At 67.1% G+C, this 22,096-nt stretch carries 22 protein-coding genes and 1 pseudogene; 13 read left to right on the top strand and 10 right to left on the bottom strand.

All coding sequences use genetic code 11. The features are described from left to right. Positions 1–9: 9 nt before the first annotated feature. Positions 10–975, top strand: coding sequence for a hypothetical protein (locus tag FHX39_RS06590; RefSeq protein WP_183337328.1), 966 nt, complete (start codon positions 10–12; stop codon positions 973–975). Positions 976–1,330: 355 nt separating this feature from the next. Then, the gene (locus FHX39_RS06595) at positions 1,331–1,549 is read left to right on the top strand and encodes a hypothetical protein (RefSeq protein WP_183337329.1); all 219 of its coding nucleotides are present in this window, start codon (positions 1,331–1,333) and stop codon (positions 1,547–1,549) included. 308 nt (positions 1,550–1,857) lie between these two features. Here the strand turns inward: FHX39_RS06595 and FHX39_RS06600 are convergent, their stop codons facing one another. Next, a complete protein-coding gene (locus FHX39_RS06600) occupies positions 1,858–2,214 on the bottom strand; it encodes a hypothetical protein (RefSeq protein WP_183337330.1) in 357 nt (118 codons plus the stop codon). A 10-nt stretch (positions 2,215–2,224) separates the two neighbouring features. On the opposite strand from FHX39_RS06600, the gene FHX39_RS06605 reads away from it, so the two are divergent. The 3 genes from FHX39_RS06605 (at position 2,225) to FHX39_RS06615 (ending at position 3,850) form a co-directional block, all read left to right on the top strand. Beyond that, on the top strand, positions 2,225–2,413 hold the full coding sequence (locus FHX39_RS06605) for a hypothetical protein (RefSeq protein ID WP_183337331.1): 189 nt from the start codon (positions 2,225–2,227) through the stop codon (positions 2,411–2,413). A gap of 292 nt (positions 2,414–2,705) precedes the next feature. Then, positions 2,706–3,194: a SigE family RNA polymerase sigma factor gene (locus tag FHX39_RS21715; RefSeq protein ID WP_332836700.1), complete on the top strand. Its 489-nt coding sequence runs from the start codon at positions 2,706–2,708 to the stop codon at positions 3,192–3,194. Positions 3,195–3,565: 371 nt separating this feature from the next. Next, positions 3,566–3,850: a hypothetical protein gene (locus FHX39_RS06615; protein ID WP_183337333.1), complete on the top strand. Its 285-nt coding sequence runs from the start codon at positions 3,566–3,568 to the stop codon at positions 3,848–3,850. A gap of 129 nt (positions 3,851–3,979) precedes the next feature. On the opposite strand, the pseudogene FHX39_RS21020 reads toward FHX39_RS06615, so the two are convergent. Then, positions 3,980–5,063: pseudogene (locus FHX39_RS21020) on the bottom strand (IS110 family RNA-guided transposase). 398 nt (positions 5,064–5,461) lie between these two features. Between FHX39_RS21020 and FHX39_RS06625 the strand changes: the two are divergent. Continuing rightward, positions 5,462–5,764, top strand: a complete 303-nt coding sequence (locus FHX39_RS06625; RefSeq protein ID WP_183337334.1) for a hypothetical protein — start codon at positions 5,462–5,464, stop codon at positions 5,762–5,764. Between the two features lie 16 nt (positions 5,765–5,780). Here FHX39_RS06625 and FHX39_RS06630 read toward each other — a convergent pair whose 3' ends face one another. Beyond that, a complete protein-coding gene (locus FHX39_RS06630) occupies positions 5,781–6,017 on the bottom strand; it encodes a hypothetical protein (RefSeq protein WP_183337335.1) in 237 nt (78 codons plus the stop codon). Between the two features lie 490 nt (positions 6,018–6,507). Between FHX39_RS06630 and FHX39_RS06635 the strand changes: the two genes are divergently transcribed. Then, positions 6,508–7,425: a phosphotransferase enzyme family protein gene (locus tag FHX39_RS06635; protein WP_183337336.1), complete on the top strand. Its 918-nt coding sequence runs from the start codon at positions 6,508–6,510 to the stop codon at positions 7,423–7,425. Between the two features lie 181 nt (positions 7,426–7,606). Here FHX39_RS06635 and FHX39_RS06640 read toward each other — a convergent pair whose 3' ends face one another. Beyond that, a complete protein-coding gene (locus FHX39_RS06640; protein ID WP_183337337.1) occupies positions 7,607–8,434 on the bottom strand; it encodes a hypothetical protein in 828 nt (275 codons plus the stop codon). Between the two features lie 1,204 nt (positions 8,435–9,638). Here FHX39_RS06640 and FHX39_RS06645 point away from each other — a divergent pair. The 4 genes from FHX39_RS06645 (at position 9,639) to FHX39_RS22040 (ending at position 14,565) form a co-directional block, all read left to right on the top strand. After that, positions 9,639–10,649, top strand: coding sequence for a S66 family peptidase (locus FHX39_RS06645; protein ID WP_332836701.1), 1,011 nt, complete (start codon positions 9,639–9,641; stop codon positions 10,647–10,649). Positions 10,650–11,216: 567 nt separating this feature from the next. Next, positions 11,217–11,591, top strand: a complete 375-nt coding sequence (locus FHX39_RS06650) for a hypothetical protein (RefSeq protein WP_183337338.1) — start codon at positions 11,217–11,219, stop codon at positions 11,589–11,591. Between the two features lie 243 nt (positions 11,592–11,834). Beyond that, positions 11,835–13,292: an ApeA N-terminal domain 1-containing protein gene (locus FHX39_RS06655; protein WP_183337339.1), complete on the top strand. Its 1,458-nt coding sequence runs from the start codon at positions 11,835–11,837 to the stop codon at positions 13,290–13,292. A 235-nt stretch (positions 13,293–13,527) separates the two neighbouring features. Beyond that, positions 13,528–14,565, top strand: a complete 1,038-nt coding sequence (locus tag FHX39_RS22040; protein ID WP_183337340.1) for a DUF695 domain-containing protein — start codon at positions 13,528–13,530, stop codon at positions 14,563–14,565. Positions 14,566–14,739: 174 nt separating this feature from the next. Here FHX39_RS22040 and FHX39_RS06665 read toward each other — a convergent pair whose 3' ends face one another. Together FHX39_RS06665 and FHX39_RS06670 are read right to left on the bottom strand one after the other, a co-directional pair. Then, complete coding sequence (locus FHX39_RS06665; RefSeq protein ID WP_183337341.1) at positions 14,740–16,203, bottom strand: hypothetical protein; 1,464 nt, start codon at positions 16,201–16,203, stop codon at positions 14,740–14,742. 509 nt (positions 16,204–16,712) lie between these two features. Beyond that, the gene (locus FHX39_RS06670; protein WP_183337342.1) at positions 16,713–17,360 is read right to left on the bottom strand and encodes a DUF2625 family protein; all 648 of its coding nucleotides are present in this window, start codon (positions 17,358–17,360) and stop codon (positions 16,713–16,715) included. Between the two features lie 365 nt (positions 17,361–17,725). On the opposite strand from FHX39_RS06670, the gene FHX39_RS06675 reads away from it, so the two are divergent. Together FHX39_RS06675 and FHX39_RS06680 are read left to right on the top strand one after the other, a co-directional pair. Then, the gene (locus FHX39_RS06675) at positions 17,726–18,316 is read left to right on the top strand and encodes a recombinase family protein (protein WP_183337343.1); all 591 of its coding nucleotides are present in this window, start codon (positions 17,726–17,728) and stop codon (positions 18,314–18,316) included. 139 nt (positions 18,317–18,455) lie between these two features. Continuing rightward, the gene (locus FHX39_RS06680) at positions 18,456–19,049 is read left to right on the top strand and encodes a hypothetical protein (protein WP_183337344.1); all 594 of its coding nucleotides are present in this window, start codon (positions 18,456–18,458) and stop codon (positions 19,047–19,049) included. A gap of 29 nt (positions 19,050–19,078) precedes the next feature. On the opposite strand, the gene FHX39_RS06685 is transcribed toward FHX39_RS06680, so the two are convergent. The 4 genes from FHX39_RS06685 to FHX39_RS06700 form a co-directional block, all read right to left on the bottom strand. After that, on the bottom strand, positions 19,079–19,696 hold the full coding sequence (locus FHX39_RS06685) for a hypothetical protein (protein ID WP_183337345.1): 618 nt from the start codon (positions 19,694–19,696) through the stop codon (positions 19,079–19,081). Between the two features lie 29 nt (positions 19,697–19,725). Beyond that, on the bottom strand, positions 19,726–20,343 hold the full coding sequence (locus FHX39_RS06690) for a hypothetical protein (RefSeq protein WP_183337346.1): 618 nt from the start codon (positions 20,341–20,343) through the stop codon (positions 19,726–19,728). Beyond that, positions 20,340–20,936 carry an RNA polymerase sigma factor gene (locus tag FHX39_RS06695; RefSeq protein ID WP_332836702.1) on the bottom strand — a complete coding sequence of 199 codons (597 nt, stop codon included), beginning with the start codon at positions 20,934–20,936 and terminating at the stop codon, positions 20,340–20,342. Before FHX39_RS06695 ends, FHX39_RS06690 begins: the two co-directional genes overlap by 4 nt. Before the next feature lie 871 nt (positions 20,937–21,807). Beyond that, the gene (locus FHX39_RS06700; protein ID WP_183337348.1) at positions 21,808–22,005 is read right to left on the bottom strand and encodes a hypothetical protein; all 198 of its coding nucleotides are present in this window, start codon (positions 22,003–22,005) and stop codon (positions 21,808–21,810) included. Between the last annotated feature and the right edge of the window lie 91 nt (positions 22,006–22,096).

A 22,096-nucleotide genomic window follows, 5' to 3' on the forward strand; every position in this document is an offset into this window, starting at 1 on the left:
GGAGCATTGATGAGCGACGAGACAACCCCCGAGATCGTGGGTCGGCGAGGCCTGCTCGGTCGAGGGGCCGCGCTCGCCGCGGGCACAGCCGCGGGTGCACTGGCCCTGGGCGCCGGTACCCGGCCCGCCGAAGCAGCGGCCGGCGACCCGTTGATCATCGGCTCCGGCGCGAACCTCACCGCCAGGTACACCCAGCTCGAGTACCGCACCACCGGGGAGGAACCGCCGAACCGGCCGACCCTGGGCCTGATCAACGCCAAGGGCCCGGCGCTCTACCTCGAGCCGTCGCCCGAGGACACCGACTTCGAGAGCGAGGTGGGTTACCGGACCGAGGCGGGCTCCTTCTTCACGCTCAAGGAACGCCCGGTCTACCGCGCCGACGAGCCCGGTAACCCCAACGGATACGCCGTCGGCCTTGCGACCCTCGACGACATCGACCTCGTCCAGCAGCCCTACATCACCGCCCCGTACCGGATCCTCGACACGACCAAGGCGTTCCCCGGCACCATCCAGCCCACCACCAACTTCGACTCCTCCGGCCGGCTGAAGGCCGGCCGCTACGTCGACGTCGCCGTCGGCACCATCGACCGCTTCACGATCCGGGCGGTGTTCGTCAACGTGCACAGCTCCGGCTCGACCGCGAACGGCTACCTCGCCGTCTACCCGGCCGGCACCTCGGCGCCGTCGAACATCCCGCCACGCCAGTCCACGGTGCACTTCACGAAGGGCGTGACCGTCGCGAACTTCACCGTCACCCCCGCCGTCCTGCTGGACACCGCCGAGGGCGGCCCGACGTACTTCATCCGGGTCTACGCCTCCGCCACGACCCACGTCGTCGTCGACCTCCTGGGCCAGATCCGCGACGGAGTCGTGTCCGACCCGAACTCGGGCGTCCCCTCACCGCTCCAGCACCGCACCAGGCGCCCCAGGTCGGCCGCCCGACGCATCACGAGCAAACTCAAGTCGCCCCGCTGACCCTTTTAGCAGCGCGGCACCCCGACCGCCGGGCTCAGGGTGCCGCGCCTCGGCCACCGCTCCCCGCACCACAGCTGACCAGCGTCCAGAAGTCCGCGTCAGATCGTGACGAGGCCCGGCCTCGAGCCGAAGCGACAGGAACGCACGTGACGAGTCAGCTGGTCCTGTGACGGAGCACTGAGCTCGAAGCTCGGGTTGCGTGCTCCGCACGACGGTCGGGTCGTGTGGAGCACGCAGAACGACCCCGCCATGGCGTCCGAAGGGCACTTGGGCGGAGCGGCAAGGTAAGGGTGTCGCACCACAGCGATGGGATCTCTTAGTGGTCAAGTGCGGCGTCGACCTGCGCTAGCAGCGTGTGCGCGAGGTGGTGAAGTCGTCCTGGCTGGTCGTCGGCAAACGGCGCGTGGAGGAGGTCTTCACACTCGTTGTCGCCGGCGTGGAATGCCTGCTTGAGGTCGTCGGCTTAAGGCTCCCGTTCGAGGAGCTCTTCAGAGGTCGCCAGCCAACTCTGGAGATCCTCGATCGAGGTCGCGGAGCCGTCGACGAAACCACTAGCACCGGTCGTAACCGCTGAAGCACATTGCGGTTGTACGCGTTTACCGGCTGATGGTCACACCCGACGGCCGAAGCCCAAGGCAACAAGCCCCAGATCTACGCCCACTCCGAGCGCGTCATCCGTCTCACGTGCGCCGCCTGCGCCACAACCAGTCGCCGTCCCACCAGTGCTGTGGGTACGTATGCCGACCATCGTGCGGAGCGCCCGGGACCACCGTCGCGGGACGTCCGAGAGGTTGTCGGTCGGTCGGCCGGGCTGTTCGATGCTGAGCGCACTAACGCTGCAGTGTGCGGAGCGGACTGACTCTGCCGATCGCGTCTGGCGGCCTACTTGACCGGCCCGAGGAACTGAGCGTGATCGCGATCGGTGCCCAGGGCGACGTCGACGGCCACCTTGTTGCGGCCGCCTTTGGGGATGGTGAATGTGTACTTTCCGCTGGCCTTCTTCCCGGCCTGGATCGGCACGGAGATCGGGCTGCCTCCGGCGACCGGGGTGGCGGCGAGATGGTCGTCGCCGTACGAGGCCTGGACGTCGACCGGTCCTGCGAGCTCCTCAGCAGCCTTGTTGTCGATCTCGACCGTGAGAGTGGTGTGGTCGGCCGTGTTCTCGAACTGGGTGATCGTGACCTCGACCTTGTCGTCGTACTGGATCGAGTCGCCGATGGCGGCAGAGTCGGCGGGCACGCTGACTCCGGTGCTCGGCTCCGGTGAGGCTGCTTCGCTGGGCGTCGAGGGGCTGGCCGCAGGCGCGCTGGCGATCGGCGGGCTCGACGGTGGAGTCGCAGGCGTGCTGCTCGATCCGCTACAGGCGGTCAGCAGCAGTGCTGCACTGGCGACGCTGCTGGCCAGCCAGGCGTGCTTGATCACAAGATCCCCGATCTAGGTGTGAATGGCCTCGCTATCTAAACACCGATGCGTCAGTGATGAGCTCGGCACGCGAGATCTACTCGGGTTCGAGACCAGAAGGCCCTCGTCGGGGCTTGCAGGGCGACCGTCCTGCGGAGCACGCAAGCCGACCGTCGTGCGAGACACGCGGGAGCCGTGCACCGGGGCGCGGGTTGGCGGGTAGGACTCGATGTCGTGACTTTCGGGAGGGTGACAACCAATATGAGTCGAGGCACCGTCTAAGGGGAGAGGCCGAAGCCGGCCGTGGTGTCGAGGTGGGCGGTGATGGGGTGCAGCGAGACGAGGCGTTCACCGCGTTCGTCGTGGCGCACCGGGACCGGTTGTTAAGGGCTGCATACCTGATCTGCGGCGACGCGTCGCGAGCCGAGGACGTCACGCAGATCGCGTTGTCGAAGCTGTACGTGGCGTGGCCGCGGGTCGAGGGCAGTCACGAGTGGTTCGCCCGGACGATCATCGCGAGGACGGCGGTCGATGAGAGCCGCCGGCCCTGGCGGCGAGAAGTCTCTGTCGCTGACCACGACGAGCTTGCCGTTCTCGACGCAGCGGGGAACGTAGCCATCCGGATGACGTTGCGCACGGCGTTGTTGATGCTCCCGCTCCGGCAGCGACAGGTGGTCGTGCTGCGGCACTACTGGGGCCTACCGGTCCGAGAGACGGCCGACATCTTGGCGCTGTCGCCAGGCACGGTGAAGAGCCACGCCTCGCGGGCGCTGAAGCGGCTCAACGTGTTGCTGGTGCTTGAGGAGGTTGGTGACTGATGCCGGTGCCGCTGGAGGACTCACTCGACGAGCACGCCTTCGATGGCGAGTTCGCAGCCCTCCCCGAAAGTCATAACCCCCTCGCTGACCTCGAACGAGGGCGTCGGCTTCAACGCACTCAGAGGCGACGTCGAGCGGTAGCGCTGGGTTGCGTCACAGCGGCGCTGGCAACCACCGGCCTGATCCTTGCGCCGTCGATCGGCGAACGTACCGCTGTGCCGGCAGGCCCCGTACCAACGGCTTCTACGCACCCGGCACCCGCGACGTCGCCGTCTCCGACGCCAACCACGTTGACGACCCCGCCTAGTGACCAGCCTCAGGACGGACCCTGCATCGGGACGGTGCGACTCGTCGGGCCGACGAGTGACGTCGTGCAGCTCACGCCCAACAGCACGTCGACGGTCCGACTCCGGGTCGGTGACACGTTGCGGCTGGAGGCGGACGGCGGCTGCGGATCGGCAGTGATCATGTCGTCCCAAAACGAGTCGGTGTTGCGTACCGCCGACGCACACACAGTGAGAGCGGTCAGGGTCGGTTCGACCCGTCTGAGCGCCGGGCACGCGATGTGCGCTGACCTGCCGCTGGCGCAGCAGCCGGGCTGCATCGGTGGCGTCGCCACCGACGGCGAGGTGGACGTCGTGGTCGTTCCCAGCTGATGGCGAACGCCCCCAGGACCGGTCAGTAGACCAGGCTGGCGCGGCCTCGTAAGCGGACCGTCGTGCGGAGCACGCAACCCGACCGTCGTGCGGAGCACGCAAGCCGACCGTTGTGCGGTTTCTCCTATGTCAAGCCGCTGCCGCTAGGCGTGGCGCTGCAGCGTCCTGGTCGGTGTGGAGGTGGCCGTAGACGACGCGGACGAGACGGCGTTTGAGGCAGCGCAGGGCTTCGGGGTTGGACATGCCTTCGGCCTTCTTCTTGCGGTAGTAGGCCTGCCCGAGCCCGTCGAGGCGGATCTGGGTGATCGCGATCCGGTGCACAGCGGCGTTGAGCTGGCGGTTGCCGGACCGGGTCAGCCGGACCCGGCCTGCGGTGTTGCCCGACCAGACCGGGATCGGCGCGATCCCGGAGTGCCGGGCGAACGCGGCCTCGGACTTGAACCGACCGACCCCGGCGGCTTCGCCGACGATCTTGGCCGCGGTGAGCGGGCCCACGCCGGGCATCGCGAGCAGCGTCGGTGCGACCTGCACTGTCCGCTTCTCGATCCGCTTGGTCAGCGTGTTGATCTTGTCGGTCAACTCGATGATCTCGCCCAGCTCAGCAGCAGCGAGCTCAGCGACCAGGCCGACGACACCGTCCTCCACGACAGAGCCCAGGCGGGCCTTCAACGCTTGCTGGTACTTGGACAGGTCCAGCGACTTGGCTGGTGGCGACCACCCCGGGTCGAGTTCGTGGGACACGCCACAGCAGCCGGTTGATCGTGGCCGTTCGTGTCGTGACGAGGTCTTCTCTGCGGTCGACGAGCAGCTTCAGCTCGCGTGAGGTCGCGTCGTGGGAGGCGACGGGCAGGTCGGGTTCGCGCAGCGCAGCCCGCGCGACCGCAGCGGCGTCGATCGGGTCGGACTTGCCGCGCGTCCGTGCAATGCGGCGCTGCTCGGCCATCATCTTCGGCGGCACGCGGACCACCGCCTGGCCATTGGTGAGCAGGTCGCGCTCAAGCCGGGCCGAGAGGTGGCGGCAGTCCTCGATCGCCCACCGCAGCTCAGGGCCGAACGTCTTGCGCGCCCACCTAACCGCGGCTCGGTGGCCCTCGGTCGTGGCCGGGAACGTCTTGTGGCCCAGCTCGCGGGCCGCCTCGTCGACCCCGACGAACGTGTGGGTCCGCTTGTGAACATCAGCACCAACGACAACCATGAAGGCTGCCTCCTTCACTCAGAAGAGGGACGGTTGGGCCGGTCGGCGGACACATCTCAGTGGGGGCGGTGCCACGCTCCTATCAAGTCACGCCGGCCGGTCCTTCACACCGGTCGCCAGCAAAACCGAACGAGGCCAACCCCGAAGAGCGACAAGCACGCAATGAGCCAGACGACCGGTGCTCAGGACCCAACCACCGCATCGGCGGCGCTGTCACTCTCACACTGAGAGCACGCAAGCCGACCGTCGTGCGGAGGACGTATGGCTGGTCCAGACCGTGCCCGTGACGGCAGCCGCGCGCAGGAGACAATGCATACATTAGGTGGACGACGGTGGTGGCGGCCTCCGCACTCCTTGTGCTCGCCGCTTGCGGAGGCCCACCTACCCAGACTGTGCAGCGCGCGCAGGGGACCGTGATGCTGGTCGCGCCTACCAAGCCTGACGCCGTGATGTTGGCCGGTATCGGAGGCGTCCTGACCCGGACTCCGCTGGGCTGCATGATCCTAGACGTCGGGGATGGCGAGGAGACACTCACCCAGTTTCCGTACGGCAGCACGCTCACTGCCGACGGTCAGGGCGTCACGCTTCCTGACCAGACCACGGTGCACATAGGCGGCAGCATCTCGGGGGCCGGAGGAATAGGCGACCCAGGAGGGCTGAAGCATGTGCCGCTGCAGTGCGTGAGCGCGACAAGGGTCCTCTACCTACAAGCCGCCTGACCGGGCGTCGCCAACGTCAATCCCATACGTGCGCTGCCTCGTCGGGCTCGCTGATCGAGTTGCGTCGGGTCGTGACGACCGGAGCGGACATGAACGCGACTGCGAGAGCCACAGCGGCACAGACCGCGACAGCAGGGGCGTCGAACACTCCGAGCACGAGTGCGACCCCGACGACAGCGAGTGCCGCCGCGAAGCTTCCTGCTAACCAGGCCAAGCGCAGCCCCTTGCCCTCGACGGCCTGATAGACGATCACCGCGGCCAATGCTGCCGGCAGTGCGACGAGTGCGCCGACCAGAGCGGCGAAGCCGACGGTCGCCCAAGACCGATAGGCGCCGTCACTGGCCTGCAGAGCAGCGCCTAGGACTGCTCCTCCAACAACGCCGCACCCGATCCCGCGCCGCAGGATCGACCACGGAGGCCGCAGTGCCCGGCCACGCGGGGCGTCAAGCCACCATGCAGCTGTCAGGACCGCCATCATGAAGCGAACTTAGACCAGCACCCTCGGCCGCTCCGCCTGCTGCAGACAGGCAGCACCACCACGTGCGGGATCGCGTGCCAATGATCATCGCCCGGACGCTCGAAAGGCAGCTCGTGGGAGGCACGCAAGACCACCGTCATACGAGACACGCGAGGCGATCTGGTCGGCGGTGCCCGCACGGCACCCTTCTCGTGACCCGCGCTCAACCACCCCCGCTGACCGATTCGAGGTGGAGTGTCGGTATCACCTCCGCTTAGGTTGAGGCGTGGAAGAGTTCGAGCTCGCTCGCGCTGGGGCGGCGGCCCTGGCGGTCGCGGCATCGCTCGATCTGCCGGCCGACGACGCCGTCGTTCTCTTCAACTCCAACAAGGTGGCGCTGCGACTCGAGCCCTGCGACGTCCTTGCCCGGGTCACCCGCGCCGGACACGGCGGCGAGGCCCGACTAGAGCTAGACCGTGCCCTGTCGCTCGCTGGCGCTGGCTGCCCGGTCGGCGCCGCACTGCCAGGCGTCGCGCCGCTGGTGCACGAAGAAGCCGGATTCGTGGTGACGTTGTGGACTTACCACGACACGGCAGCCTGTCCCGTGACAGCCGATGCCTACGCAGCAGCGCTGGGTCAGCTGCACGCCGGGATGCGCACGGCCGACTTGACCAGCCCGCGGTTCACCGACCGAATCGCGGAGGCCCAGCAGGTCGTGGCAGACCCGGCTCTCTCACCCGACCTCGCTCAGGAAGATCGAGCGTTGCTCACCAGTCGACTCGCAGCCCTACGACAGACCATCCTCGAGTTCGACGCACCTGAGCAGCTGCTCCATGGCGAGCCGCACCCCGGCAACGTGCTCGGGACCAGGCAGGGCCCGGTCTTCATCGACTTCGAGACCCTCTGCCGCGGGCCCGTCGAGTTCGACCTCGCGCACGCTCCCGAGGAGGTGTGTGAGCACTACCCGGGCATCAACCGCGAGCTGCTGGACCTTTGTCGCCAACTCGTCCTGGCCATGGTCGCGTCTTGGCGCTGGGACGTCGGCGACGAGTTCCCGAACCGCCAGTACTGGCGACGCGCCCTGCTGCACGCTCTGCGCGAGAGGCTCCCTTGGCCAAGCCCGGATCTACCCATGCCAACCGTCGTGTATCAAGCGCAGGACAAGGCGGTGAAAGCTGGGAGCCGTGCGTCGGCGAGCCGATAACAGCGGTGAGGGGACGCGCTAGCTCCGCCCACCGGCTCCGCGAGGTTGATCCGCCCTTCACGCAAAGTCTGCTGTAGTACGGCGTCGACCGGGAGCGTCTCCGATGACGTCATAACCGGGCACCACCTGCCTCGGTCCCGCGAGGGCTTCAGGAGTTGCTGCTGTGAGGCTTGCGGACGGGTCAGGCGAACTGCTCAAGCGCCGGGAACACAACGTCACGCAGGTGGTCACGGATACGTCCGAGCGTCGGCATCACCGTGGCTCCATCACCCGGGCCATCTGGCGCGAACGAGAGCAAGAACACCGGCGGTGTCCACGTGAGGTCCATCTCCGTGTCCGGCCGATTGATAGCGACCTGCAGTCGCTGCACTTCATCACCCGTTCTGAATGCGGGCGGACGACTCGCCGGTCCAGGAAAGTAGAGGCTTGCCCCGCCGTTGGCGTAGGTGATACCCGTGTTCGTGATCCCGCCGATAGACACCGCGAGGAGTCGCGAGCGGTGAAAGTTCCGCTCACGCAGCACGTCGAGAACAGCGAGGGGATGACGAGGCGCCGGGTCCTGACCCTGAAAAGGCTGCAGCTGCGCCACGACAGTCTGGGCAGGCGGCTCGAGGAACCGAATGCTCCGCGGCACCTCGTTGTTGTTCTTGCCGAAGTAGGCCTCGGAGGTGAGCTTGACGGGGAAGCCGACGGACCGAGCTTGCGGCTCCGAGAGAGGTCCCGAGTGCTTCTCGGCCAGGGCGGTCGTGACGAGTTCGAGACAACTGCGCAGGCTCTCGCCCACGACGAAGACTCCTTCGCTAATTTCGTCCGGCGGCTCAGAGTGGATGCTCGCGTAGAAGGCAATCTCGTAGCTGCCTACGCCGCCAACACGCTTCACATTCTCCTGCTGCACGGCGACGTGGAACGGGTCGGTTGCCAGGTAGGCGTCGACGTCGGCCTGCAGTTGGTCGAGGTGCCTGGTAGCGGACTTCAGCCGCACGTGCCATGGGTACGCCTCGTCGCTCATACTGTCGAATTCTAGGACCTGTCAGACCCCGCATGATTAACCGCCGACTTCGTACCAAGGGCATTGACGCTGATTGGAGGGTCGGAGCCACGGCTCCATCACTAGCCTGATCGGCAATCCCGTAAGCCCACCGCTGTGCGGGAGGCACGTCGAGCACAAGTGCCTGCTGGCACCTAGGGCGGGACCAAGCAAGTGGCGCATTGTGGAGCACCCCCTAGGGCAGGGTTTCAGCGAAGTGCTGTTGCTGAGGCGGCCTGCCTGTGGAGGTGCACCCCACGGCCACCGTCATAGACGCCCCGTGGGGCATGTGGCAATTTAGTTGACCGTCGCGGCGCAGCGCGCGCTCGTTAGGCCGAAGGTGGAGTGCCAGGTTGACCTAGGGCCCTCTCGGCCATTCGCCTTCCGCAGGTCTGGGCTGCGGGACGATCGACCGTCGTGCGAGCACGCTGTACGACCGTCGTGCGGAGCACGCAAGCCGACCGTCGTGCGGAGCACGCAAGCCGACCGTCGTGCGGAGCACGCAAGCCGACCGTCGTGCGGAGCACGCAAGCCGACCGTCGTGCGGAGCACGCAAGCCGACCGTCGTGCGGAGCACGCAAGCCGACCGTCGTGCGGAGCACGCAAGCCGACCGTCGTGCGGAGCACGCAAGCCGACCGTCGTGCGGAGCACGCAAGCCGACCGTCGTGCGGAGCACGCAAGCCGACCGTCGTGCGGAGCACGCAAGCCGACCGTCGTGCGGAGCACGCAAGCCGACCGTCGTGCGGAGCACGCAAGCCGACCGTCGTGCGGAGCACGCAAGCCGACCGTCGTGCGGAGCACGCAAGCCGACCGTCGTGCGGAGCACGCAAGCCGACCGTCGTGCGGAGCACGCAAGCCGACCGTCGTGCGGAGCACGCAAGCCGACCGTCGTGCGGAGCACGCAAGCCGACCGTCGTGCGGAGCACGCAAGCCGACCGTCGTGCGGAGCACGCAAGCCGACCGTCGTGCGGAGCACGCAAGCCGACCGTCGTGCGGAGCACGCAAGCCGACCGTCGTACGGAGCACGCAAGCCGACCGTCATACGGAGCACGCAGCGCTAAGGGCGAGCGGCATAGGCGACGCTGGATCGGTGAGCGGCTTGGCCAGGACAGCACCGATCTCGGATCGGTACTGGCCGCATCGATCAACCGCAACTTCCAAAGCTCGATGGGAGAGGATTCCTCCGTGTTGTCCTTCGCAACTTCCCTGAGTCCCGGCGACAGGATCGGAGTGACTGCCCCGTCCGCGGGTGTAGAGGCGGCAGCGGCGCGGCGGATCAATTTTTGTGTTGACTGGCTCCGTGACGCGGGCTACGACGTAGTCGTTGGCGACTGCATGGACGGATCAGGCATCACCTCAGCACCCGCGCGGGCACGGGCTGAGGAGCTGACGCAGATGCTGTGCGACCCCTCAATCCGCTGTGTTGTCCCGCCTTGGGGCGGCGAGACGGCGATCGACTTGCTCGACCTGCTCGACTGGGATGCTTTGACTGCGGCTGACCCCACCTGGCTGGTCGGATACTCCGACCTTTCGACCATCCTGCTGCCGCTAACGACCCGCCTCGGTTGGGCCACTCTGCACGGCGACAACCTCGCAGACACCCCCTATACGCCGCCATCTGGGCTGTTGCCTTGGCTGCAGATTGCCTCCGGCACCGGTCCGCACCGTCAGCAAGACTCCGGCTTGGTCGCCGACTGGTGGCGGTTCGAGGAGGACCCACAAGCTACTGTTTGGAAGCGTGTCGGCACCGGGACCTGGAGCGTTCATGGCGGCGAGTCACTCCACGTCACCGGACGCTTGATCGGCGGGTGCATCGAGACCCTGTGCAACCTGGCAGGCACGCCGTACGGCGACGTCGCCACCTTCGGCCGGAAGCACTCGAAGGACGGCCTGATCGTCTACCTGGAGGCCGCGGGGGACGAAGCCGCCACCATCTGCCGCAACTTGCACGGCCTTCGCCTCGCCGGATGGTTCGACCACGCGCGAGCAATCCTGATCGGCCGGACCTCTGCCCCGGACAATCCAGTGATGACGCAGCGCGAGGCCGTCCTCGACGCCCTGGCGCCGCTCGGCCTGCCCATCGTCTTCGACCTCGAGATAGGTCATGTGCCCCCACACCTACCGCTCGTCAACGGCGCGCTAGCCACCGTCACAGTCGAGGGCGACTGTCACGAACTCGTGCAGGAACTTTGGTGAGCGCCGAAGCCCGCTCGTACAGGATGGTGCTAAACGCGCTACCCATGGCAGCACGTCGCAGTCCCGACACCCGACCGTCGTGCGGAGCACGCAAGCCGACCGTCGTGCGGAGCACGCAACCCGACCGTCGTGCGGAGCACGCAACCCGACCGTCGTGCGGAGCACGCAACCCGACCGTCGTGCGGAGCACGCAACCCGACCGTCGTGCGGAGCACGCAACCCGACCGTCGTGCGGAGCACGCAACCCGACCGTCGTGCGGAGCACGCAACCCGACCGTCGTGCGGAGCACGCAACCCGACCGTCGTGCGGAGCACGCAACCCGACCGTCGTGCGGAGCACGCAACCCGACCGTCGTGCGGAGCACGCAACCCGACCGTCGTGCGGAGCACGCAACCCGACCGTCGTGCGGAGCACGCAAGCCGACCCTCGTGCGGAGCACGCAAGCCGACCCTCGTGCGAAGCACGCAGAACGACCGTCGTGCGGAGCGCCGTCGAGCGGGGGAGAAGGTAGCCGCCTTCTCTGGTCGAGAGACATCTAGGTCCCGGTCTTCGGCTAGCGTCCGTGCATGTCGACGTCGAGGAACACGCCCCTCTCGTGGCGCATCGAACGGGAAGTTGTTCTCACCGATAAAGCGCCGCTGGCCTCGTTGGTCTCGGTCGCGTTCGACGGCAGCGAGTACTACTTAGTGGCTCGAGGCGACATCCCGGCTGTCGTTGGGCGTCCCTTCGATCCCGAGCTCGACATCCCGATTGATCGCCTCCAGGTGTCGCTAGAGGTTGAGGGACGTCCTGCAGAGCAGTCGTCGGGCGGATCCACCGCTGACCGCGACACCTGGGAGACGCTTCAGCAGTGGGAGGGGCCCGAGCCGGCACCGGAGCTGCGTGTGACCTTGGAGCTGGACGGCAGGAGTTGCGAGTACCTGCTGACGCTGGTGACCTGACCTGCAGCCGTCGTTCGACCGCCGTGCTCAAGACGCAAGCCGACCGTCGTGCGGAGCACGCAACCCGACCCCCGAGCGAGACGTACTCGACAGCCCTCGTCGTGCAGGCGCAGCTCAGCCTGCTTGGCTTCCTCGACAAGCGTCCGACGCCTCGGAGGCCGAACTTGCAGACGGACCTGCAACCCGCGTGCGAGCGAGCCGAGGAGGACGTAGATCATGAACTGGTCGAGGAGGACGCGAATCATGAGAGCCGAAGAATTGGCGTCGCTTACCAGCGGGGTACTGGGCCGCTTCTGGACCATCGACGCAGAGCAGTCCGAACCCTTTCACGACGATGCGGCCGTCATCGGCCAGTTGCAGCTGGTCGCTGGCGTGGTCCAGGTCAAGACACAACTGCCCGCCGCCAGCAGCCTGGCGGACCTGCACGGTGTCTTCACGGGACTGGCCGGCGGTGTTGCACCGGCAACCCGGTGGCTGTTCGGGATTACCGAGATCGGCGAAGTCTTGGTCCCGGTTGTCACCGGAGACCGCGTCAACCAGCAGCTGGGCGGCAATCGCGTATCGACGCACACCTACCGAGGACCATCGGTCGCCGTCTTGGTCGGCGAGGATGCCACTGGCCCTCGGGTGACCCGGCTGGCCGTGGACCTGCCGTTTGCGCGCTGGGCGGAGCTCGACCCCTTGACGAAGACGGGGCACTTCGACAGCGAGCAGCGCTGGCAGGGGCTCGACATCACCCTGCGCGGAACCGAGACGGTGGACTGCGGACACGTCAACGACATCCAGGTGTCGCTGCGCGGCACCTGGAGCGAGACAAAGACAGACCAGGACCATGTCACCTCCGTTGCCACCGGGCTGCAGGTGATCACCGAGTCTGAGACGCCGCACGAGCACGACGACCACGTCGAAGTCGTGATGGGCGTCCAGGACCTCGTCAGCTTGGCCTACGACCGGTTCCTGCCCGCCCAGCGGGCCCAGGTCGTTTTCGAGGGAGCGGGTACGGACCGTGGCCCGACCTGGTTCTACCACCGCAGCCTCGTCGAGGAGGCGGTCCCCACCCGGGAAGAGCCGGCCGACCAGCAGAGCAAGTCGCCAATGTTCAAGCTCAACGATCTTGGCGGCGCCCCAGCAGTTGCCCGCTGGGTGGCGCTTAACCAGCAGTACCCCGACGCGGCAAACGCCATCTGGGTCCGCTACCGCACGCCCACCAACCCAACCCGTCGGATCATCGAGCTCGGAGCCGCGATCGAGCAGTACGTCGCGAGTGTCAAGGGCGAAATTAGGGCAGCCGGTGAAGGTCTTAGCTGGCCCAGCAAGTCGACGACCTATGAGGGCGCGCTGGCTCTTCACGCCGGCGCTGAGTTCGAATCGTTCGTCGAAGACGCCGAGGCGTGGGGAGAGGTCTTCCACGAGGCCTATGTCAACGAGAAGCACCGTTCAGGGCCTAGACGCCCGGCAGCCGAACTGGCACGGCTCTCGTTCAGCGCTCAGATCCTGCTCACGGCAGTGCTGCTGAATCGCGCTGCCGCCGACCAACGCCCCAGTGAAGTTCTGCTCGCCGACCATCGCATCGACCGCATTGGAGATGCAGTCCGGGAGATCGTTCGCAAGAGCGACCAGTTCGACAGGCGCCACCCCCACACCCCCGCGGCACCCAGTGGCGAGACCATCTCCGAGGCGACAGCAGACGATGGTGACTGAGGACGAGGTTGCCCCCGCGCCCGGCTGCTACCGGCCTCCCGACATCGCCCGAGTCCTTGGTCGACGCCATTGACCCGACGTCGTGCGGAGCACGCACAAGCCGACCGTCGTGGGAGCACGGAAGCCGACCCTTGTGCGAAGCACGCAAGCCGACCGTCGTGCGGAGGACGCAAGCCGGCCGTCGTGCGGGACACTGCGAGGCGCCCGTCCTGCATAGCCCGAGAAGGAGTTGCTCGTGAAGTGGTTCAAGTCGCCGAAGACGACCGCGCTGCCTGCCGCCCCGGTTTCGCCCGTCTACGCCTTCTGGTCGTGGTGGGCAGGCTCGGCGAAGGATCAATTCGCTGCTGCGATCGCTAGCGGAGCCTGGGGGGATCTACCGCAGAAGATGAGCGAGCACGTGCACGCGATCCACCCCGACCTGCAGTGGGAACTGAGCTCCGGTACTCGGGCCCAGCACACGCTGTGCGTGACCGGCGCCGGCACGCCCGAGCTGCGCCCGCTGTCTCAGCGCTGGAAGCGTGCCGCACCCCCGGAGGACCCCGTCTGGCAGTACGAGCCCGCCCGGACCCGCGACGCGACGGTCGAGGAGGCGAGCCTCGAGCTCGACGGACACAGCCTCGACCTGGGGCAGACCGTCGTCGACGCCGACCTCGACGAGCACCGACTCCGCTACAACGTCGTCATCCATCATCCGCAGTTCGCGCGTATGGACGAGCGCCAGCGTCAGCAGTTCACGTTCCTCGTCCTGGACTGGGCGCTCGGAGAGGATGACGTCGAACGCTGGATCGGCGCTATCGAAGCGTCTGTCATCTCGCCCGCGACAGGTCAGAGCGTGACGAACTTCGTCGAGACCGTCGACGCTCTCGCTGCTCAGCCGATCGAGGAGACATGGGTGATGATGCAGGGCCAGGACCCCGAGGGGTTGCCGGTCATGGCCATGGCCCGTCGTCCGCTGCGCTGGATCGACAGTCCGTTGCTCGACCTTCACAACAAGGTCGGTCTCACCTACCAGGCCGAACCGAACGGCCTGCCGACCGGCGAATCGCTGGCCTGGTTGCGCGCACTGGAGGACTCGTTGGTCGCAGCCGCTGGCCCGGGCGCGGAGCTGCTCGCCCACGAGACGCACGCCGGTCGCCGGGTTCTGCACGTGTACAGCGATTCCGAAGACCAGAACGTCACCGCTCGCATCGACGAGTTGGTCAGTGCCACTCCGGGAGCTGCGGTGGACAGCAGCTTCGATCCCGCCTGGCGGGCCGTGCGTCACCTCGCCTAAGGAGATCGAAAGAGGTTCGCGTCGAGCCGCCGACTTTGCCTCACCGAGTAGGCAACCCCGAGCGATCCGCGAGACGTCCAGGGCGTCTGACGATGGCTGTTCACAAGCCGACCGTCTTACGGAACGCCGTTTGCCTTCTCAGGTATGGCGATCGGGGACGTGCTCTGCAGGTTGTCAGCCTGGCGGCTGGAGCTGGATCCGCGCGTGGAAGGCCACGGCCATAGTCGTGGGCTCACTGACCGAGCGAGAAGCGAGGAGTGTCTGAATCCGCTTGTGTTGGTTGTCCGAGAGCTTCGCCCAGGTAGTTGCCGCGCTCGTGCTCAGCCAGTTTCGGATGCCTGACTGCCCCAGAGCTGCGACCTGGGGATCGGTGTCGGCGGCAGCACGAAGATCCGCCTCGACGCGGTCCCAGCTCCCGCCACCTCGCGCGGTCCGCCAGGCCGCGCGCCGTGTCCAAGGCTGAGGTGAAGCCCAGGCGGCTTCAGCCCGGGAAGGCAGAGCTCTCAGGCGGACGAGTGCCCGAGCGGCAGTCGAAGTCACTCGTGGGCTCTGGTCGAGCAGTGCCGTCTCGAGGGCATTGAGGACGAGGTCGGTCTGCCCGAGCAAGCTCAAGCCTGTGAGCGCGGCCGTTCGAACTGCTGCACTGGGATGACGTAGGTGGTCGATGAACACGGGGAGGTCGTCGGTCGACCCCGTCACGGCCAGACCGTCCAGGCTGGCCGCGAGCGAGCGAGGCGCCAGCGCGGCGTCGCCGATCTGGTCCCGGTAATAGGTCGCCGGCGCGATGCCTCGGCGGCGGGCACGCCAGCGGGCTTGCTCACGCACGCGGGCCGCTCGATCAAGGAGCAACGACACCAGGTCTTTGTCGACGAGGACGTCGTCGGGCAGGTAGGTCACAGCGGCGAGCCGCGCTTCGACGGAGCGCGCTGTGACGAGCTCGTGCAGCTGCTCCGTGTTCGCCACATTCAGGAGCCACTCGGCCGCGGCCGCGCGCAGGTGCTGATCGGGGTCGGACCGGACGACGTCGAGCATCCGCTCAACCGTGAGCACCTGCTGATCGCGTGCTTCGCCGAAGGCCCACCGTCGGACAAGGCGGTCGTCGCTACGCATCAGCGTTTCGACCAGATCATTGACCGACGAACGCCCGAGGAGAGCGTCGCGTACCGCCGACAAGGCCGCCGGTGCATGCTGACGTCCTCGACCGGTGAGCAGCACTCCGAGGACAGCGCCGGCATCGCTCGGGCCGAGAGTGGACAGGAGTGCGTGGTGAGCCTCTGCGCGCACCTGGGGTACGTGGTCGAGGAGGCGTAGAGCGAGGGCGCGGGACGGCAGGGTGCCACCCCTGTCGGCGAGCGCCCGTGTAGCTCCTTGTCGGATGCGTCCGTCGGTGTGGAAGCTGGTGAGGGCAGCGACTAAGCCCGTCGGTTCGGCGAGGTCGACCTTGAGCCATTCCTCTTGGCCCGTCACGGCAGCGGATGACGCATAGGAGAAGGTCCGACTGGCTTCGTCGAGAAGGAGCCAGGTCCTGCTGTCGTACGCCTCGAGCCGTCGACGACCGGTTGTCCAGGCCTTTGTGCCCGAACCAGTCGCGGCAAGAGCCAGCTCCGAGACGACGGTCCGCGCCTCAGACAGCGTCATCACCAGATCATCTTCGGGCAAGCCACGACCCCCGTCTCCCCGATTTGGTGGACTCGGCCCGCCGAGGCCCGCCGTTCTGCTCGATGCGCCGCCGCCCACGCACCAGCAGCGGGTCCGAGGGCATAACAAGCAGACCGTCGTGCGGTGCACGCAAGCCGACCGTCGTGCGGAGCACGCACACCACCGACCGCACGCACGCACGCTGGCCCGTGGCAGGACGCCTTGACGGGGGCGTGCGAGCGGGGTGAGCCGTACTGTTTCCCGATGAGCACGAGGGACGTAGTGGTCGCGTCTTTGATGGTTGGGATGCTGGTCGCCGGGCTGCTACTTGGTTGGCGCTTGTTAGTCGCGCTACTGGTATCAGTGTCGCCGAGTGTTTGACGACGATGTTTCTGGGCGGAGGTCGGCTTCCCGCTGTGACAGCCGCCACGTCTTGTTGCAGAGTCCGAAGCGGACCGTCGTGCGGAGCACGTTGCCGACCACTGGATGGGCATGTGGCGTGCGGTCTCTCAGCGCATGGTCGCGAGCTCAGCGAGCGGCACCGGCTTCCGCGAGCACCGGCTGATGTCTTGTCCCTGCTCTGAGAAGAGCGGCGGGTACACGGAGAGCCCGTGGTCAGTCGGCAGGCTCTGCACCTCCGCCTCCCAGCCCTCCCACCGCAGGTCCGCGTAGAAGCCGGAAAAGGCACCAGCGAGAAGAGCGTGCATGAAGCTTGAGTGAGCCATGCCAGTGCTGTCCCAGTTCAGCGTGTCGGGCGCCCAGTAGCAGACCTCACCGGGGGCGAAGCCAAGTCCGCCGCCGTTAATGGCGAACACCCCGCCCAGCACGTCCAAGGCCACGACCAGCAGCGCCGGCGGCTGGCTCTCGGCCGTCGGCTCCCCGAGACCGTTGGCGAACGCCAGGTCGGGCAGTCCTGCTGCACCTGCGCCGAGTACCTTCACCCAGCCGTGGTCGACCTCGAGCGCACCGCAGTTGAGGGCAAGCGCTCCAAGCGTCGAGCGCGTGGTCACCTGGAGTCGGTACAGCGTTTGTCGTCCGTCCTCAGGCAGCGCTGGATGCATGCGGACGGGGACGAATGCCTGGTTTATGCGCTCGACGAGACCCGGCCACGCCGCATCGCGGTCGCCGGCCAGCTCGTCAACGCTAAGCAGGGGCACCTGACCAGTATCCGATCCGCGAAGGCCGTCGACTGCGCAGCAGCACAGTCGGGCGCCACCCGAGCATCGCCAGTGACGCATTGCCATTCCTATGTTGTAGGCGAGCACCTCGGCGTCAGGACTCGGGCTGAGACTTCGACACCTCCCCATGGGCCTCTTCGAACAGCGCCCTGCCCGCGAGCAGCAGCGCCTCCGCCCGCAGGAGGACCACCGACAACACCCGCAGCCACGTCTCCGTAGCCGTCCCTCAAGCGAGAACGAGCAGACACGACGCCCGAGAGTCGGCGCCGCGCTGAGCGTGAGTCTCGTAAGACCCGCCCGCAAAAAAGCCCGGTCAACGGGGTTGTTACGAACACACTGTTCAAGTGAGTGGACTGCTGATCGGCTACGCCCGCGTCTCGACCGCCAGCCAAGATCTCGCCTCCCAGCGCGTCGGGCTCGCGGGCCTCGGCGTCAACGACAAGAGGGTCTACGTCGACCACGGCCTCACCGGCACCAACCGAGAACGGCCCGGCCTGCGCGAAGCACTGGCCGCATGCCGCGAGGGCGACACCCTCGTCGTCACCAAGCTCGACCGCCTCGCCCGCTCCGTCCCCGACGCCCGCGACATCGCCGACGAGCTCACCGCCCGCGGCGTCCGGCTCAACATCGGCGGCTCCATGTACGACCCGACCGACCCGATCGGGCGGCTGTTGTTCACCGTGCTGTCGATGATCGCCGAGTTCGAGGCCGACCTCGCCCGGTCCCGCACCCGCGAAGGCCTCGCGATCGCGAAGGCCAAGGGCCGACTGCGCGGCAAGCAGCCCAAACTCAAGCCGACCCAGGAGGCCCACCTTGTCAAGCTCTGGCGCGACGGGGAGCACACCACCGCCGAGCTGGCCGACCTGTTCAGCGTTAGCCGGGCCACCGTGTACCGCGCCCTCCAACGCGCCGGCGGCGAGGCCTCCGCCACGTAGCTTTCTGCGGAGCCCCACTGACCTTGGGCACCCGAGGTCGTCAGACTTCCATGATCCCTCAGGTCCGTGCACCCACTGACGGCTTGCGGACACGCCAATTTTCGTCGACGGCGATGCCGAACCAGCAGATGATGGCTTGGTGGTGGGGTCAGCGCAGTGGTTCGCGGGCGATGAGCCGACAGAAGCACGCGAGCAAGCGTTCGTGGAGGCGTTGCGAGTAGTCGCATCCACGTGGTCCTTCACCGATCTCGACGCTGCCCACACATCAACGGCAGCGAACGAGATCGGCCGGCTCGTCGAGGTGAAGGTTCCTTCTCTCACGACTTCTCGTCGAACCCTGCGGATCCTCTACGACGTAGACGTGGACGGCCCGCCAGCGCTGCAGTCGGAGTGGACGGCGTTCGGCTACCCGTTCGAGGGGCCCGGGTACGAGCAGCCAGACCCGGAGACCGATTTGTGGGTCAGCGGAGTCGACGCCAGTCCACAGCAGTTCGGCGCATGGGCGGGGTTGTGGTTCGAGCGGCAGCTACGCAGGCCGGTCCGCCGGGTCGAGTGGGACCGACCGGCCTCGGGGCTGTCGACCCTGATCCCTGGGTCGACTAGCGAGCCCGCGTTTGTGAGGTGGATGATCGACAATCCTCAGCAGCAGCTCGACGAGCGCGGCGGCTTGAAGTGGTGGTGGCTACAGCACCAGCCGCCCTCTCGCGAGGTCTGGGAACGCCTGACCCGCTGACGGTCGTCTTGCGTGCTCCGTAACGACGGCTAGGTGATGGTGATGGTCGTGCAGGAACCTGGCGCGACGGCGGCTGTGCACAGCCGGTATTCACCGGCAGCAGTCGGTTCGGGGATGTGTACCTTGTCGCCGCCGGTGCCTTTGACGACTACAGAGGGCCAGGCCACGTCGACGGTGGGGTATGCGGGGTTCCAACTTCGTGGGTCCGGCTCTGCTCCGTTCCTCCCGGCAGTCAGGTAGTAGTCGACCCGCTCCTCGTCCGTCGGTCGCGGCGGCTTACCCGGACCTGCCGTATCCGGCGAGGTGGCCCCCAGGGTGAATCCGAGGCCACGCGTTAGGCCGGTGGGGAAGTACACGGTGACCGACGTTCCTGCAGGTGCCGTGGTTGGTACGACTGTCATGACCGGCTCTGCCGAGTGTGTGGGTGCGGCCGGGGCGGCGGTCAGGTAGGTGCTGTTGGTGATCTGTGGGAGCAGCAGGAGCAGGCCGACCAGGACGACGGCGCCCATGCCAGCCAGGACTGCGCTGCTGCCCTGCCGGCGACGGCGGGCGGTGGCCCGTGCGCGGGCGGGGTCGAGGGCACCGGTGCCGGGTACCTCGGTGATCGCTGCTCGGTACAAGTCAGCGAGGCTCTCGTCGTCTCTCATCGGTCGTCTTGCGTGCTCCGTAACGACGGCTAGGTGATGGTGATGGTCGTGCAGGAACCTGGCGCGACGGCGGCTGTGCACAGCCGGTATTCACCGGCAGCAGTCGGTTCGGGGATGTGTACCTTGTCGCCGCCGGTGCCTTTGACGACTACAGAGGGCCAGGCCACGTCGACGGTGGGGTATGCGGGGTTCCAACTTCGTGGGTCCGGCTCTGCTCCGTTCCTCCCGGCAGTCAGGTAGTAGTCGACCCGCTCCTCGTCCGTCGGTCGCGGCGGCTTACCCGGACCTGCCGTATCCGGCGAGGTGGCCCCCAGGGTGAATCCGAGGCCACGCGTTAGGCCGGTGGGGAAGTACACGGTGACCGACGTTCCTGCAGGTGCCGTGGTTGGTACGACTGTCATGACCGGCTCTGCCGAGTGTGTGGGTGCGGCCGGGGCGGCGGTCAGGTAGGTGCTGTTGGTGATCTGTGGGAGCAGCAGGAGCAGGCCGACCAGGACGACGGCGCCCATGCCAGCCAGGACTGCGCTGCTGCGCTGCCGGCGACGGCGGGCGGTGGCCCGTGCGCGGGCGGGGTCGAGGGCACCGGTGCCGGGTACCTCGGTGATCGCTGCTCGGTACAAGTCAGCGAGGCTCTCGTCGTCTCTCATCGGTGGCTCTCTGTCTCGAGATGCTGCTTCAGCTGTTGCAGTGCCCGGTGGATGTAGGAGCGGGCGGTGGCTTCTCGACAGCCGAGGATGTCGGCGATGTCGCGGTAGCTCAGGTCGTCGTAGAAACGAAGGAACACTGCGGCCCGCTGACGGACCGGGAGCCCGTCCAGCAATTGCCGGGCGACTAAGACGTCCTCGGCCGGCAATGGGGTGCCGGCGGCCGTCTCTGGCTCTGACAGGCCGACCGGCACCACGCGCCGGCGCCAACGGCGCCACCGCGACACGTGGCCGTTGACGATCACTCTCTTGGCGTAGGCAACTGCCGATGCAGCGTCGAGTGTCGACCACCGCGTGAATACCGCGACCAGGGCGTCTTGGACCAGGTCGGCTGGGTCGTCACCTGTCGTGACTCTGGCGAATCGCAGCAGCTCTTCGGCCGCCGAACCGACCCATTCGTCGAAGGACGTAGCCGCCTCTGGCGGCCCTCGCCGGGGTCGCGCGGTAGCGACAGGCCCGCGGTCTTGTGCCACGGCCGCCGCCTCTCCGGCTTGGTCCACACCCTGAAGACGCTTTGGAGAATCGAAGCGTTGCACTGTCCTCCCAGGCAATGTCCTACTCCCGCACCATCGGCCTTGGAATCAGCCTTCTTCCCAGGCCTATCAACCTTGACCAAGTCCCCCGCGAGCGTCGGCTTGGTGCTCCGCGCGAGGGTCGGGTTGCGTGCTCCGCAGGAGGGTCAGCTTGCGTGCTCCGCACGACGGTCGGCTTGCGGCGACGACCGGCGCCCGTAGGACGGACGCTCTGCGAAACGACAGTGGGCGGACGGCTTACGAAGCAGCGTGCGCGGCTTTGATCACCCTCGTTCAGAAAGTCCGGACCGGAGTGCCACCACCAGCTCATTCTCGGTCGGGTGGCATGCGCTAAGCAAAGAACAGGGGAAGCCAACGCCCGTCTCGCAGCCGTGCACCAACCCTGAACCCTCGATGTCCGCTACGTCAGACCAACGCAACTCGCGCGTCCAGAAGTCTCCGCGTGAGACGAAGCCGATCGGGCTCAGTTGAAGGCCAGCCCGGAGATACCGAATCGCAATTACCAGGATGGCGATCATGACTACGGAGATCGTGACGTTGACCAAGCTCGACCCGTCCGGCGATAGAGCCAACCCAGCCAAGGAGGCTCCAGCGATGCCCAGGAAGAGGAAGCCGAGCCAGCGGGCAGTCCGGTTGGCTACCCAACCACTGCTAGCCACCTACGACTCCTCGATCCGGTGCTCACCAACACCTGCAAGTTGATGAGGACTGCTTAGGCGGGTCCTGCCATCTCCTGCGGTGACTAGATGCCGCCAGCGCGCGACTTCGCGGCTCCTATGGCCGACCAGACGGAAGCGCGTGCTCCGCACGACGGTCGGTCTGCGTGCTCCGCACGACGGTCGGGCTGCGGCGAATCGGTACGGGTTGCCGGTGATCACGAACGCTTACGGCGGTCCCTGTTTCGATGAACGTTGATGTAGACGACAGCGAAGATGAGGGCTGGGATGAAGGCCCAGTAGACGAAGTGAGGGGCGACGGCCTCGGCGATCAGTGTCCCCACAACGATGAGCACGAGTGTGATGGCGACGCCGACGATGAGCGTTGAGTTCTTCACGTTCCCGTCTTCGTCCATTGCCGCAGCATCGCACGTTGCCGCAGCGACTCAGAGACGCCTTGCGCTCGAGTCAGGCTCCCCATTTGACTACTGCGTGCTCCGCACGACG

This window comes from Microlunatus antarcticus (assembly GCF_014193425.1).
In the GTDB taxonomy this organism is placed as follows: domain Bacteria; phylum Actinomycetota; class Actinomycetes; order Propionibacteriales; family Propionibacteriaceae; genus Microlunatus; species Microlunatus antarcticus.